The following is a 13,369-nucleotide window of genomic DNA, read 5'->3' as shown; positions in this document are numbered from 1 at the left end:
GCAGGCCGTCGATTATCTGTTGAGCACATGGCTCTTTGCTGTCCAGAGTTGCCGATTGGCGAATAATAAGCGAGAATACCGCGCAAAATTGAATCTACCTTAGGAAGGGGCGTCGCAGATTCCTATCTGCAAGGGTTATTGAGCAAAAGCGATAGCCGCCCGTTTCCCCGTCCAGAACACACAAGAAGACCAGTTTCATGTCAAATGCTCCATTTTTGAGCGAAGTTGCCAAGCGCAGAACGTTCGCTATTATCTCGCACCCGGATGCGGGTAAAACCACCATCACAGAAAAAGTCCTGTTATTCGGACGTGCTATCCAGACGGCAGGTACCGTGAAAGGTCGCGGTTCAAGCCAGCATGCCAAATCCGACTGGATGGAAATGGAGAAAGAGCGTGGTATCTCGGTGACCACCTCTGTGATGCAGTTTCCTTACAATGACTGCTTGGTCAACCTGCTTGATACCCCAGGACACGAGGACTTCTCTGAAGATACCTACCGTACGTTGACCGCCGTAGACTCGTGCTTGATGGTGATCGATGCCGCCAAAGGTGTTGAAGATCGAACGCGTAAGCTGATGGAAGTCACTCGCCTACGTGATACACCGATCGTGACCTTCATGAACAAATTGGACCGTGATATTCGCGACCCGATGGAGCTGCTGGATGAAGTCGAAAGCGAACTCAGTATCGCGTGTGCGCCTATCTCTTGGCCAATCGGTTGCGGTAAAGAGTTCAAAGGTGTCTACCACATTCACCGCGATGAAACGATTTTGTACGCCACTGGACATGGTCACACGATTCAAGAAGAGCGCATTATCAAAGGGCTAGATAATCCAGAGCTGGATAATGAGATTGGCGCTGATCTGGCTGAGCAACTGCGTGAAGAGCTCGAATTGGTGCTGGGCGCTTCGCACGAGTTTGATCTGGAGATGTTCCTCAAAGGCGAATTGACGCCTGTGTTTTTTGGTACCGCTTTAGGTAACTTTGGTGTTGACCACATGCTGGATGGCCTGACGCAATGGGCGCCTGCGCCACTGCCGCGTATGGCCAATGAGCGTCAGGTTGAAGCGACCGAAGACAAATTCACGGGGTTCGTGTTTAAGATCCAAGCCAATATGGATCCGAAACACCGTGACCGCATCGCTTTCATGCGCATCGTTTCAGGCACTTATAACCAAGGAATGAAAATGAACCACGTTCGCCTTGGTAAACAGGTCAATATTTCGGATGCTGTGACCTTTATGGCGGGGGACCGTTCTCGTGCTGAGGATGCCTACGCTGGTGACATCATTGGTTTGCACAACCACGGCACGATTCAAATCGGTGACACCTTTACTCAAGGTGAAACACTGAAGTTCTCGGGTATTCCCAACTTTGCCCCAGAGCTGTTCCGTCGTATTCGTCTACGCGATCCTCTAAAGCAAAAACAACTACTCAAAGGGCTGGTTCAGCTGTCTGAAGAAGGCGCAGTGCAAGTTTTCCGTCCGCGGCAAAACAACGATTTGATAGTCGGCGCGGTCGGTGTGCTGCAGTTTGATGTGGTGGTGGCGCGTTTGAAATCAGAATACAACGTGGAAGCGATCTACGAGGGCGTAAACGTCGCTACGGCTCGTTGGGTTGAATGTGCGGATGCGAAGAAACTCGATGAGTTCCAACGTAAGAACCAAGCCAACCTAGCGCTGGATGGTGGTGACAATCTTACCTACATTGCGCCAACCATGGTCAACTTGAACTTAGCCAAAGAACGCTTCCCTGAGGTTGAGTTCCGTGCCACACGTGAGCACTAAGCGCTGAGTGATTGAGAATCGTCGCCCTGGGTTTGCAGCCCGGGGCGCTTTTTTATATGGTGAGTAAAACAGTATGGAGGTGATGAGCATGCAGTGGTTGAAAAAGTGGTTAAAGCGCTACGACGATTGGTGCCGAGAGCTTGGTTTAACGCCGGAGCAAAAACGCAGTTGCGTACCTTACAAACAAGATCCCGCGCGAGAACGCAATAACAATGACGCTGTTTGATAGTCACTGCCACCTTGATTTTCCGGTGTTTGAGAGCGAATTTTCACATATCTTGCACTCTGCTCAGCACGTGGGTGTGAAGCGATTCCTCATTCCTTCCGTTGGCCCGGAAAATTGGTCGCGAGTCGCTGAGCTGTCGTCGCAACATCCAGAGATTTACTACGCACTCGGCTTGCACCCTTACTTCTTAAAAGCTGACTATACGCTCTACCAAACACAGCTAATGGCACGATTAGATGCGCGTCCGGCGCGCTGTGTCGCCATTGGTGAATGTGGCCTAGACTTTGCTATTGAGGTTGACTCGGCCTTACAAGAAGAAGCGTTACGGTGGCAATTCGAGTTAGCGAGGCAGTATGGCCTGCCCGTTATTTTACATTGCCGTAAGGCGCACAATCGTCTGATCCAGATGGTCAAAGCCGCTCAGTTGCCTAAAGGGGGCGTGCTGCACGCATTCTCAGGCAGTTATGAACAGGGAATGGAGTGGGTGAGATTGGGTTTCTCGCTCGGTATTGGCGGCACGATCACCTATCCGCGCGCCAACAAAACTCGCCAAGCGGTGGCGAAACTGCCGCTTGAGCATCTGCTTTTGGAGACCGATGCGCCAGATATGCCACTGAGTGGCTATCAAGGGATGGTAAATACGCCATCACAAATAGTTAACATCCTGACTATACTCTGTGAGCTGAAAAATCAGACAAAGCAAACGGTTGCTTCGCAACTTTGGAAAAATAGCAATTCGCTGTTCTCTATCTGTGAATAAAATCCAACATTCCCACCCAAACGATACGTCGTCTCATATATTATTGTGAAGATACTCACAAACAAAAGTGAATTTGCACCGAGTCTGATGGGAAAGTGTGAAGGTGGCATTACTTTAATTATTAAGGCGTGAGTATAATTGCCCCCGCTTTATAGCTCCATTTTGTAACACGCCAATAAATAACTTAATAAGGAAGTCATAAACTATGAGCCTGTTTATGAGCCTAGTCGGTATGGCAGTATTGCTAGGAATTGCATTACTACTGTCAGATAACCGTAAAGCTATCAATCTTAGAACTGTGGCTGGCGCTTTTGCTATCCAATTCATCATCGGTGGTTTCGTTCTTTACGTTCCATGGGGTCGTGATCTACTAGCGGGTTTCTCTGCTGGTGTTCAAAACGTGATCGACTACGGTAAAGACGGTACTGGTTTCTTGTTCGGCAGCCTAGTTAACTTCTCAGTTGACGGTATCGGCTTCATCTTTGCTTTCCAAGTACTACCAACACTGATTTTCTTCTCAGCACTTATCTCTGTACTTTACTACATTGGTGTGATGCAGTGGGTTATCAAGATCCTAGGTGGCGGTCTTCAGAAAGCGCTAGGTACTTCTCGTGCCGAGTCAATGTCTGCAGCAGCGAACATCTTCGTAGGTCAAACTGAAGCACCACTAGTGGTTCGTCCGTTTGTACCAAAAATGACTCAATCTGAGCTATTTGCAGTAATGTGTGGTGGTCTAGCGTCTGTTGCTGGTGGTGTACTAGCAGGTTACGCATCTATGGGGGTACCTCTTGAGTACCTTGTAGCAGCATCATTCATGGCAGCGCCTGGTGGTCTACTGTTCGCTAAAATCATCAAACCAGAAGTTGATACTCCAAATGAAAGCTTGGAAGACAACATTGATGGTGGTGACGACAAGCCAGCTAACGTTATCGACGCAGCAGCAGGCGGTGCATCAGTTGGTCTACAACTAGCCCTTAACGTTGGTGCAATGCTACTGGCATTCGTTGGTCTAATCGCACTAGTTAACGGCATCCTCGGTGGCGTTGGTGGTTGGTTTGGCATGGAAAACCTCACTCTAGAACTACTTCTAGGTTGGTTGTTCTCGCCGCTAGCATTCCTAATCGGTGTACCATGGGCTGAGGCAACATTTGCGGGTTCTTTCATCGGTCAAAAACTGGTTGTAAACGAATTCGTCGCTTACCTAAACTTCGTACCTTACGTTGGTGATGCAGCACAAGTTGTCCCAGCAACAGGTCAAGTAATGTCTGAGAAGACTCAAGCAATCATCGCCTTCGCTCTATGTGGTTTCGCAAACCTTTCTTCTATCGCGATTCTACTTGGTGGTCTAGGTAGCCTTGCTCCTGCTCGTCGTCACGACATCGCTCGTATGGGTGTTAAAGCGGTTGCAGCGGGTACGCTATCTAACCTGATGGCAGCGACCATCGCTGGCTTCTTCCTGTCTTTCTAATTTAGTTAAGAGACAGTATTTATAGACGCCGTTTAGCTTCGCCCCGTAGCAAGAGATTGCTGCGGGGCGTTTTCAGTTTTTGCGCCACAGTGAATGAAATGGGCTCAGTTAGAGCGAATCGTCATGGGCGTTGAGGCTGAGTTTTTTTGAGATACAAACCGTTTGCGCTCTATTTGGTGCTACAGTTTTGCGATGAATATCTATAATGTATTAATCACAGAAGAGGGATGAAGCAGGACGTTTCATCGCTCATCTGAATAGATATGTTTAGGGCAAATGAGCTGCCCGACACTCTCTGCCTTGGTCAGTAAGCTAATAGAGCGACTTACACCAAGTGCAGATAAAAAGACACCGCAATCATAGATTGTTGTGCCATAGGCCAAATTGGTACTGTGCGGTGACAAGGATAGCAATTGGCAAGTAATGACTGCCGAGTCTTCAGGGAACCAAGTCCGTTCATCAATGACTGTTTAGCAAAGACCTTTTTTACTGATTTGCTGTTTGCTTTTGAGGTGAGCAGAAACAGGGAAAAGGGGCTGAGTAGTAAAATTTTTGAATATTGATCGGAGATAGAAATGAGCGATTTAAAAGCAGCAGCACTACGTGCACTGAAACTTATGGACCTAACCACGCTAAATGACGATGACACGGATGCGAAAGTCATCAAGCTTTGTCATGACGCCAAAACGCCTGTAGGTAACACGGCTGCGATCTGTATTTACCCTCGCTTTATTCCTATTGCTAAGAAGACACTTCGTGAGCAAGGTACACCAGAGGTTCGCATTGCGACTGTAACCAACTTCCCACACGGTAACGACGATATCGCTATCGCCGTGGCAGAAACCAAAGCTGCAGTCGCTTACGGTGCTGATGAAGTTGACGTCGTTTTTCCATACCGCGCGCTGATCGCTGGTGATGAAAAAGTCGGCTTTGAACTGGTTAAGCAATGTAAAGAAGCCTGTGGCAATATTCTTCTGAAAGTGATCATCGAAACCGGTGAGCTAAAAGAAGAAGCGCTGATTAAGAAAGCATCGCAAATCTGCATTGAAGCGGGTGCCGACTTTATCAAAACCTCAACGGGTAAAGTGCCAGTTAACGCAACCCCAGAATATGCACGTATGATGCTCGAAGTTATTCGTGACATGGGTGTGGCTGAAAAAGTGGGCTTCAAGCCTGCTGGCGGCGTGCGTACTGCGGAAGACGCTGCGGCTTACTTAGCAATGGCAGATGAGATCCTAGGTGCTGACTGGGCGGATAATATGCACTACCGTTTTGGTGCATCTAGCTTGCTAACCAATCTACTCAATACATTAGAAGTGACAGATCAAGTCGCCGATCCTGCGGCGTACTAATTCTAATAAATGTCTGAGCGTGGCGCGTTTTGCGCCACGCAACCTTCTTACTCTACTGTTACCACGGCTCATTTTGAGCTTGGGAGGCTCTAATGTATTTACCTCAAGAAATTATTCGTAAAAAACGTGATGGCGAAGTGCTGACTGCCGATGAAATTAATTTTTTCATCCAAGGCGTGGCGAAAAATACCGTGTCTGAAGGTCAGATTGCGGCCTTTGCTATGACGATTTTCTTTAATGAAATGACCATGCCAGAACGCATCGCGCTGACGTGTGCCATGCGCGATTCCGGTATGGTGATCGACTGGAGTCACATGAACTTCGGTGGCCCAATTGTCGACAAACACTCCACTGGTGGTGTGGGCGATGTGACGTCACTGATGCTTGGCCCTATGGTGGCAGCATGTGGTGGTTTCGTGCCAATGATTTCCGGTCGTGGCCTTGGTCATACTGGCGGCACCTTGGATAAACTGGAAGCGATTCCGGGCTACAACATCACTCCGAGTAATGACGTTTTCGGCCAAGTGACAAAAGACGCTGGCGTAGCGATCATCGGCCAAACGGGCGATCTGGCGCCTGCGGATAAACGTGTTTATGCCACGCGTGACATCACAGCAACGGTTGATAACATCTCGTTAATCACCGCGTCCATTCTATCGAAGAAGCTGGCGGCTGGCCTTGAATCACTAGTGATGGATGTGAAAGTCGGTTCGGGTGCCTTTATGCCAACTTACGAAGCGTCACAAGAACTGGCGAAATCGATTGTAGCCGTGGCAAACGGTGCGGGCACCAAAACCACCGCCATTCTTACCGACATGAACCAAGTGTTGGCGTCGTCGGCGGGGAATGCGCTGGAAGTGCGCGAAGCGGTGCAGTTCCTCAAAGGCGAATACCGTAACCCTCGTTTGCTCGAAGTGACGTTGGCGCTGTGTGCGGAAATGTTGGTGCTGGGTAAGCTGGCGCAAGACACTGACGAAGCGCGCGCGAAGTTGATGGCGGTGCTGGATAACGGCAAAGCCGCCGAGTGTTTTGGCAAAATGGTGGCTGGTTTGGGCGGACCTGCGGACTTTATCGACAACTACGATCACTACTTAGACAAGGCGGAAATCGTCAAGCCGGTTTATGCCAAAGAGAGCGGCGTGGTGTCGGCAATGGATACGCGTGCTATCGGTATGGCGGTGGTGGCGATGGGCGGTGGACGCCGTGTTGCGACCGACAGCATCGATTATGCGGTTGGCTTTGATAGCTTCATCCGCTTGGGTGAAATCGCAGACAGTAACAAGCCTTTGGCGGTGATTCATGCGCGTAGCGAAGCGCAATGGCAAGAAGCGGCAAATGCGCTGCAAGCGGCGATTAAAGTGGGTGGCGACTACGTACCCACCCCCGACGTTTACGGCCTGATTCGCGAAGAAGATATTTAATGACTATTGGGCCTGCTTGCACATTTTCGTACCGGCAGGCCTGAGGAAGAAGTAATGAAAAGAGCATTTATTTTGGTACTGGATTCTTTTGGTATTGGCGCAACGGCGGATGCCGAGCAGTTTGGCGATGTGGGGTCTGACACGCTTGGTCATATTGCGGACCAGTGTGAGCAAGGCTTGGCAAACAACGACAAGCGCCAAGGGGCTCTTCGTCTGCCAAATCTGTCCAAATTGGGCTTGGCAATGGCGCACAAAGAGTCAACGGGTCGTTTTGCACCGGGTTTGGATGCCAACGCGGAGATTATTGGCGCGTACGGCCATGCCGCTGAGCTCTCGTCTGGTAAAGATACGCCGTCTGGCCACTGGGAAATCGCGGGTGTGCCAGTTCTGTTTGAATGGGGCTACTTTACCGACAAAGCCAACAGTTTCCCGAAAGAGCTGACCGATCGCATTCTTGCCCGTGCTGGCATTGATGGTTTCCTCGGCAACTGCCATGCGTCAGGTACACAAGTGCTTGATGACCTAGGTGAAGAGCACATGAGAACGGGCAAGCCAATTTTCTACACCTCTGCGGACTCTGTATTCCAAATCGCCTGTCACGAAGATACATTCGGCCTTGATCGCCTACTTGAGCTTTGCCAAATTGCTCGTGAAGAGCTGGAAGATTACAACATCGGTCGTGTGATTGCGCGTCCATTCATTGGTCCGGGTAAAGGTCAGTTTGAGCGCACTGGTAACCGTCGTGACCTTTCTGTTGAGCCGCCATCAGCGACGGTATTGCAAAAGCTGGCTGAGGAAAAACAAGGTCAAGTGGTCTCTATTGGTAAGATTGCCGATATCTACGCTAACTGCGGCATCACCAAAAAAGTGAAAGCAACGGGCATCCCTGCGCTTTTTGAAGCGACACTTGAGCAAATCAAAGCGGCGGGCGATAACACCATCGTCTTCACCAACTTTGTTGATTTCGACTCTGCTTATGGCCACCGCCGTGATGTTGCGGGTTACGCCGCTGCGCTTGAGTACTTCGATGGACGCATCCACGAAGTGATGGAATTGATGCAAGACGATGACATCCTTATCCTCACGGCTGACCACGGCTGCGACCCAACTTGGCCGGGCACTGACCACACTCGTGAGCACATTCCAGTGCTTGTCTATGGTCAAAAAGTCCCAGCGGGCTCATTGGGTCTCCGCGAAACGTTCGCGGATATTGGCCAAACACTGGCGAGCTACTTTGGTACATCGCCAATGGATTACGGCAAAAACTTTCTCTAATCCAGAGCTATAATGGAACTTATCGAATAGAGAGGTATGCCTCTCTATTCTTTTGCGAATACAAAGCAAGTCTTTTGTGAATGAAAAACAAGGAAACAAAAACATGGCAACTCCGCATATTAATGCTGAAATGGGTGATTTTGCAGACGTCGTTCTGATGCCTGGTGACCCACTACGTGCAAAATACATCGCAGAGACGTTCCTAGAGGACGTCGTTCAAGTGTGTGATGTTCGTAATATGTTCGGTTTCACTGGTACTTACAAAGGTCGTAAAGTATCGGTTATGGGTCATGGTATGGGCATCCCATCTTGCTCTATTTATGCGACTGAACTTATCAAAGACTACGGCGTGAAGAAAATCATTCGCGTAGGTAGCTGTGGTGCAGTGAGCGAAGCGATCAAAGTGCGTGATGTCGTGATCGGCATGGGCGCGTGCACGGATTCCAAAGTGAACCGCATCCGTTTCAAAGGTCATGACTTTGCCGCTATCGCGGATTACAAAATGGTCAAAGCCGCTGAAGAAGCAGCGAAAGCGCGTGGTATCGATGTAAAAGTCGGCAACCTATTCTCTGCTGAACTGTTCTACACGCCAGATCCAGACATGTTCGACGTGATGGACAAATACGGCATTGTCGGCGTAGAAATGGAAGCGGCAGGTATCTACGGCGTTGCTGCGGAATACGGCGCGAAAGCACTGACGATTTGTACCGTCTCTGACCACATCAAAACCGGTGAGCAAACCACGTCGGAAGAGCGTCAGAACACCTTCAACGATATGATGATCATCGCGTTGGACTCTGTGCTACTGGGTGATGCTGAGTAAGTGTTTTAGATTTTACAACGCAATATCAAGAGCCTGCGACAATGCAGGCTCTTTTTTATGGATCTTTATGGGTGAGTAACAGGTTCTCGACTTTGGGCTGCGGCTTTTTGCGTAGGATGAGAATAAAGAGCATGCCGCCGACGAAACTCATCAAGATCATCAAAAACATATAGCGGTCACTTTTGCGATAGTGATGATCAGAAATTGCCGTCACCTTGCCTGTCTCAAACGTGATGCGGATAAAACCTATGATGCTGTTATCGGCATAAACGGGTTCGACCAACTGTTGGCGGCCAATGCCCGCTGTCGCTAGCGGCGTATCTAGCCCCAACACCTCACGCACCGTCAGCGCTTTTTCGCTGGAGGCAAGACGGATGCCTTCTGCGTCGTAAATGGTGGCATCAAAGACCAAACGCTCTTTCGCTAACTGATTGGTTAACTTGAGCAACTGTTCCTGATCTTTTTGCACAATCATATCACTGGCCGAAAGGGCAGCCTGAGAGCTTAACACCTTGGTTAAGGTTTCCAGTTGTTGCGCCTGGATGCGTTCGTTCCCTTTGCTGATCACCACGCTGTTTTTGATGGTGATGAAAAACATCACCCCTAAAATGATCAGCGCGACGACGCGTAAGGCATTCCGCAGTGAAAAAAGAGACTCTTTCATATCTAGCACTAACTTTGATTCGCGAACAAATGCCAGTTTGGGGCTTGCCTTTTCAAATTGCAATAGGTTAACGTTTGCCAAGGTTCACAAAGGATTAGATTCATGGAAGCGCTAAAGACACTGCCGCTGAGAAGGCATACTCAACTTTTGACTCGTTTGCCAGAAACTCGATTTGCTACACAACTGGATAAAAACAGAGCCAACTGGCTGATGTATGCTGAGTATTTAGCTCCGGGGCATTTTGAGGACATCGATTTTTTTACCGGAATGTACAACCCGATCATCGATACTTGGAAAGTCGGACGCTACGAGGTGGCGCTGATGGCGGGCGAACTGACCGCAGAACACGAAACCATTTTGCAAAGCCTCCAAATTGATTACGCCAATTTGCAAGATGTCCCTGATCTCTCCAAACCGGGGTTGATCGTTCTGGATATGGATTCCACCGTCATTCAAATTGAATGTATTGATGAAATTGCCAAGTTGGCGGGTGTGGGCGAAGAAGTTGCCGAAATCACTGAGCGGGCCATGCAGGGCGAGCTGGATTTTGAGCAGAGCTTGCGAGCACGTGTTGGAAAGTTGCAAGGTGCCGATGAGTCGATTCTCGAAAGTGTGCGTGCGCAGTTGCCCTTGATGCCGGATTTACCCGAGCTTATCAACACCTTAAAAGCGTTTGGTTGGAAGACGGCGATTGCCTCAGGTGGATTTACCTATTTTTCTGATCATTTAAAGCAGAGTTTGGGTTTAGATCATGCCCAATCTAACCAACTAGAAATTATTGACGGACGGTTGACGGGGCAAGTGTTGGGAGAGGTGGTCTCTGCGCAAACCAAAGCCGATACCCTCATCGAGCTTGTCGAGAAATATGACGTCGAAATGCACAACACTGTTGCTGTCGGCGATGGTGCTAATGATTTGGTGATGATGCAGGCCGCTGGGTTGGGGATTGCGTATCATGCCAAACCCAAAGTGGAAAAGCAGGCACAAAACGCGGTGCGCTTTGCTGGTTTAGGTGGCATTGTGTGCATTTTGTCTGGTGTATTGGCACGGCAGCAAAAAATCAGTTGGCAAACCAAGCCTTAATCGATTGAGATTTCTCTAAACAACAAGGAGCGATTATCGCTCCTTGTTGTTCATGAGCTTTAATCGCTTAACTCAAGACGAATCAATACTTCTTCAGTAATGTCTTCCATTTCGCAATAACCCATTAAGGTGGAGAGCTCTTTCTCCAGCTTGCTGGCTTGGTGCATGCTCAGATGGGCTAAATCGTTAAGATCTTTTTGCAGTAAAGAGGTCATCGGGCTGAAAATCGGCGCGGTGGAAAGCCTCAGCACATAAAATTCACCAGACATTTTTGCCTTTTTCACAAATTGGATGCGCTCTTTGACGCTGTCGAATTCCATCGGCATCTTGGTCTGAACGGCTTTGATCTTGTCGCTGAATTTAGTCACCGCAATATAAATTTCATGATGAGTCGGCTCTATGCCGTCGATCCTCTTCGTTGGATTCGCGATCAGCGTATTCGAGCGGCCTTTGTAGATTGGCTCGAGAGAGAAGTTCTCTTTGTGGCCTAGCTTTGCCAACAGCATTAAGTGCTTCTCTAGTGGAAAATTCACGCCAATCACTTTAGTGCGATAACCTGATGGTGTTTTGCTAATAAAAATAGGTGTGCTCACCATCTTGGAGAGCAATATGCTATGCAATGACTCCAATAGCTCATTGTTCGGCAGGATCTCTTGCTGGGCAATCAGCTTATCTTGGTTGTGTTCTATAATGCTGTTGAAAAAAGCGATGGTTTTGATGGTTTGACTATTTTCATCAATCACCAGCTGCACTTGCTGGCCGTCTGGGCTTACACGTATTACTCGATACGGCACTTTATCTAGCGGGAGTTTTTTGTCATACAGTTGCAGTTCAAGGTAATTGACCTCAACCTCTTCTCCGGCAACCAGTACCAACGGCGCATTCAATTGCAAACTCAGCCCGCGCTTGGACAAATCAAGCGTATTACCTTGCGCTTGTAAGCCGCCACTCTTAGTCAAAAGCAGTGGCGACTGAAAGCTGTATCTTGGCTCTTTGCGCCTCGACTTTGCGTCGAAGAAAATTCCCTTGGGCGAGCCGACGATCTTTCTTGGGTGACGAAATGTATTTAGCGTGCTGGCTGGAATACGAGGTTTCTCGGTAAATAGATAATCGTCACCCACACTGTCATCGGCAATTTCTTGCAAAATACCGCAGTGAGTCAGGGCGGTTGACGCATCGGCAAGCTCAGAAGAAAAAGAGGCTAATTGCTGCTTCTCTTTGTCTGAAAGCTCAAAAATGGTAATGCGGAATGCGCGCCAGCTTGAACGACGTGCTCCCAAATGCCAAAAAAGCTGTCGTTGTTCTCGAGTCGCTTCAGGCATCAGCATCGAATAGAAGAAGGTCTTGCCCTCATGCTCGTGAGTAAAGGAGTAGATGACATTGCTGGCCCCTTTCACGCCAGACTTAATCAACATCTCCATTCTTTGTGGATTAAATAGCGTGCCGAAGACTTGCTGCTTGCGCTCATCGTGCCAGTAATTCCAAATCGGCGCATTGTTGGGCGTCATCATCGCCAGTTTGAGCTCACTTCCTTGGAAAAACAGCGGCAGGTTGCAGGTGTGTTTAAGATAGATGTGCTCGTATCCACGCGTTCTTGAACGAATGATTTTGTCTTGGTTATCGTGGCGAGTCCGTTTGGCCGAATTGCTTAGTGATTCATCAATCACGCGGGCAATGATGTTGGTTTCGGTCAGGCGCAGACAACGTAGAAATTTGACCGCATCGTTCTCATAAGAGTCTTCTACGGCAATCACGCGATACTCCAATTTTTTGTCGATGTTCGCCACTTGCGAAGTTTTGGCGAGCTCGGAAAAGGAGACCTGTATAATTTCACCGAGGTTGTAATTAAAGGCACTCGGCACTTTGAATTTAGCGCCAGAGCTAGAGAGATCGACGCTCACACCATGCAAAACTTGTCCTTTAGACAGTTTTATTTCCACCTGCGACTGCACGCGCAGGCGCTTTTCTTGTCTTTTAAGATCGTAGCCAAGGTAAATGGTTTCCGCTTCATAAGGGCTAGCCGGATCCGTTAACCCGAGACCTTCCGGCTGTTGCGTGTTTTTGCCCAACACACGGAAACTATTGCGTGTATTGCTTAATGCTTCCCATACCCCTTCGGTATAGCGGCCAAATTTCTTCGTGTTTTTGTGGTAGGCATTAAAAGCGACATCATCAAGCCAGTGCTTTAAACCATCCAACTCATATTCACGGCACTCACCTTGCACACGACCACGTAAGTCGATACTTTTTTTGCATGGCGCCATGATGCGGTTAAGCTCCATCTTCACCAGCAATTTAGCCGATGGCGGTTCTCCCTCGGTCAGTTGACTCAGGACAAAATCAAAATCTTCCGCGTTGTACAGCGGGATGAGTCTTTCTGCGATTGAGAGAATTTCAGCTTGTTCCATCTTTTCTGTTACAGTATCTGTTCTTGATAAGAGTATCGGCAAAGTGATAATAAACTTAAGTATAACAGCACTTTGTTCTGTGTTTAATGAATCAGTGGTCTG

The 13,369-nt window shown here is 48.6% G+C and carries 11 protein-coding genes; 9 read left to right on the top strand and 2 right to left on the bottom strand.

Annotated features, from left to right (window positions below; all coding sequences use genetic code 11):
* Nucleotides 1–197 precede the first annotated feature (197 nt).
* The 8 genes from prfC (at nucleotide 198) to deoD (ending at nucleotide 9,112) form a co-directional block, all read left to right on the top strand.
* Nucleotides 198–1,787 (top strand): peptide chain release factor 3, encoded by a 1,590-nt coding sequence (gene prfC / locus UF06_RS14830; protein ID WP_045571129.1) that lies wholly within the window; start codon nucleotides 198–200, stop codon nucleotides 1,785–1,787.
* 88 nt (nucleotides 1,788–1,875) lie between these two features.
* Entirely contained in the window at nucleotides 1,876–2,013 is a 138-nt protein-coding gene (locus UF06_RS26890) for a DUF5363 family protein (protein ID WP_161782469.1), read from the top strand.
* Entirely contained in the window at nucleotides 2,000–2,773 is a 774-nt protein-coding gene (locus tag UF06_RS14825) for a TatD family hydrolase (RefSeq protein ID WP_045571128.1), read from the top strand. Before UF06_RS26890 ends, UF06_RS14825 begins: the two co-directional genes overlap by 14 nt.
* A 205-nt stretch (nucleotides 2,774–2,978) precedes the next feature.
* Nucleotides 2,979–4,241: a NupC/NupG family nucleoside CNT transporter gene (locus tag UF06_RS14820; protein WP_045571127.1), complete on the top strand. Its 1,263-nt coding sequence runs from the start codon at nucleotides 2,979–2,981 to the stop codon at nucleotides 4,239–4,241.
* A gap of 575 nt (nucleotides 4,242–4,816) precedes the next feature.
* On the top strand, nucleotides 4,817–5,593 hold the full coding sequence (deoC, locus tag UF06_RS14815) for a deoxyribose-phosphate aldolase (RefSeq protein WP_045571126.1): 777 nt from the start codon (nucleotides 4,817–4,819) through the stop codon (nucleotides 5,591–5,593).
* Nucleotides 5,594–5,685: 92 nt separating this feature from the next.
* Entirely contained in the window at nucleotides 5,686–7,014 is a 1,329-nt protein-coding gene (deoA, locus tag UF06_RS14810) for a thymidine phosphorylase (RefSeq protein ID WP_045571125.1), read from the top strand.
* A 54-nt stretch (nucleotides 7,015–7,068) separates the two neighbouring features.
* Nucleotides 7,069–8,289 (top strand): phosphopentomutase, encoded by a 1,221-nt coding sequence (locus tag UF06_RS14805; RefSeq protein ID WP_045571124.1) that lies wholly within the window; start codon nucleotides 7,069–7,071, stop codon nucleotides 8,287–8,289.
* Nucleotides 8,290–8,392: 103 nt separating this feature from the next.
* On the top strand, nucleotides 8,393–9,112 hold the full coding sequence (gene deoD / locus UF06_RS14800; protein WP_039430363.1) for a purine-nucleoside phosphorylase: 720 nt from the start codon (nucleotides 8,393–8,395) through the stop codon (nucleotides 9,110–9,112).
* Nucleotides 9,113–9,167: 55 nt separating this feature from the next.
* Here the strand turns inward: deoD and UF06_RS14795 are convergent, their stop codons facing one another.
* Nucleotides 9,168–9,776 carry a YtjB family periplasmic protein gene (locus UF06_RS14795; RefSeq protein ID WP_039431638.1) on the bottom strand — a complete coding sequence of 203 codons (609 nt, stop codon included), beginning with the start codon at nucleotides 9,774–9,776 and terminating at the stop codon, nucleotides 9,168–9,170.
* A 102-nt stretch (nucleotides 9,777–9,878) separates the two neighbouring features.
* On the opposite strand from UF06_RS14795, the gene serB reads away from it, so the two are divergent.
* A complete protein-coding gene (serB, locus tag UF06_RS14790; RefSeq protein ID WP_045571123.1) occupies nucleotides 9,879–10,859 on the top strand; it encodes a phosphoserine phosphatase in 981 nt (326 codons plus the stop codon).
* 59 nt (nucleotides 10,860–10,918) lie between these two features.
* Here the strand turns inward: serB and UF06_RS14785 are convergent, their stop codons facing one another.
* Nucleotides 10,919–13,267, bottom strand: coding sequence for a PilZ domain-containing protein (locus tag UF06_RS14785; RefSeq protein WP_045571122.1), 2,349 nt, complete (start codon nucleotides 13,265–13,267; stop codon nucleotides 10,919–10,921).
* Nucleotides 13,268–13,369: the final 102 nt, after the last annotated feature.

Source organism: Vibrio sp. S234-5 (assembly GCF_000960595.1).
Classification (GTDB): Bacteria; Pseudomonadota; Gammaproteobacteria; order Enterobacterales; family Vibrionaceae; genus Vibrio.
Note: the sequence above shows the minus strand (reverse complement) of the source record. Positions and strands in the feature narration are given on the sequence as shown.

Coding starts and splice junctions, on each gene's coding strand:
- UF06_RS26890 (WP_161782469.1), top strand. CDS start 1,876: ATGCAGTGGTTGAAAAAGTGGTTAAAGCGCTACGACGATTGGTGCCGA.
- deoC (WP_045571126.1), top strand. CDS start 4,817: ATGAGCGATTTAAAAGCAGCAGCACTACGTGCACTGAAACTTATGGAC.
- UF06_RS14785 (WP_045571122.1), bottom strand. CDS start 13,267: ATGGAACAAGCTGAAATTCTCTCAATCGCAGAAAGACTCATCCCGCTG.
- deoD (WP_039430363.1), top strand. CDS start 8,393: ATGGCAACTCCGCATATTAATGCTGAAATGGGTGATTTTGCAGACGTC.
- deoA (WP_045571125.1), top strand. CDS start 5,686: ATGTATTTACCTCAAGAAATTATTCGTAAAAAACGTGATGGCGAAGTG.
- UF06_RS14820 (WP_045571127.1), top strand. CDS start 2,979: ATGAGCCTGTTTATGAGCCTAGTCGGTATGGCAGTATTGCTAGGAATT.
- UF06_RS14795 (WP_039431638.1), bottom strand. CDS start 9,776: ATGAAAGAGTCTCTTTTTTCACTGCGGAATGCCTTACGCGTCGTCGCG.
- prfC (WP_045571129.1), top strand. CDS start 198: ATGTCAAATGCTCCATTTTTGAGCGAAGTTGCCAAGCGCAGAACGTTC.
- serB (WP_045571123.1), top strand. CDS start 9,879: ATGGAAGCGCTAAAGACACTGCCGCTGAGAAGGCATACTCAACTTTTG.
- UF06_RS14805 (WP_045571124.1), top strand. CDS start 7,069: ATGAAAAGAGCATTTATTTTGGTACTGGATTCTTTTGGTATTGGCGCA.
- UF06_RS14825 (WP_045571128.1), top strand. CDS start 2,000: ATGACGCTGTTTGATAGTCACTGCCACCTTGATTTTCCGGTGTTTGAG.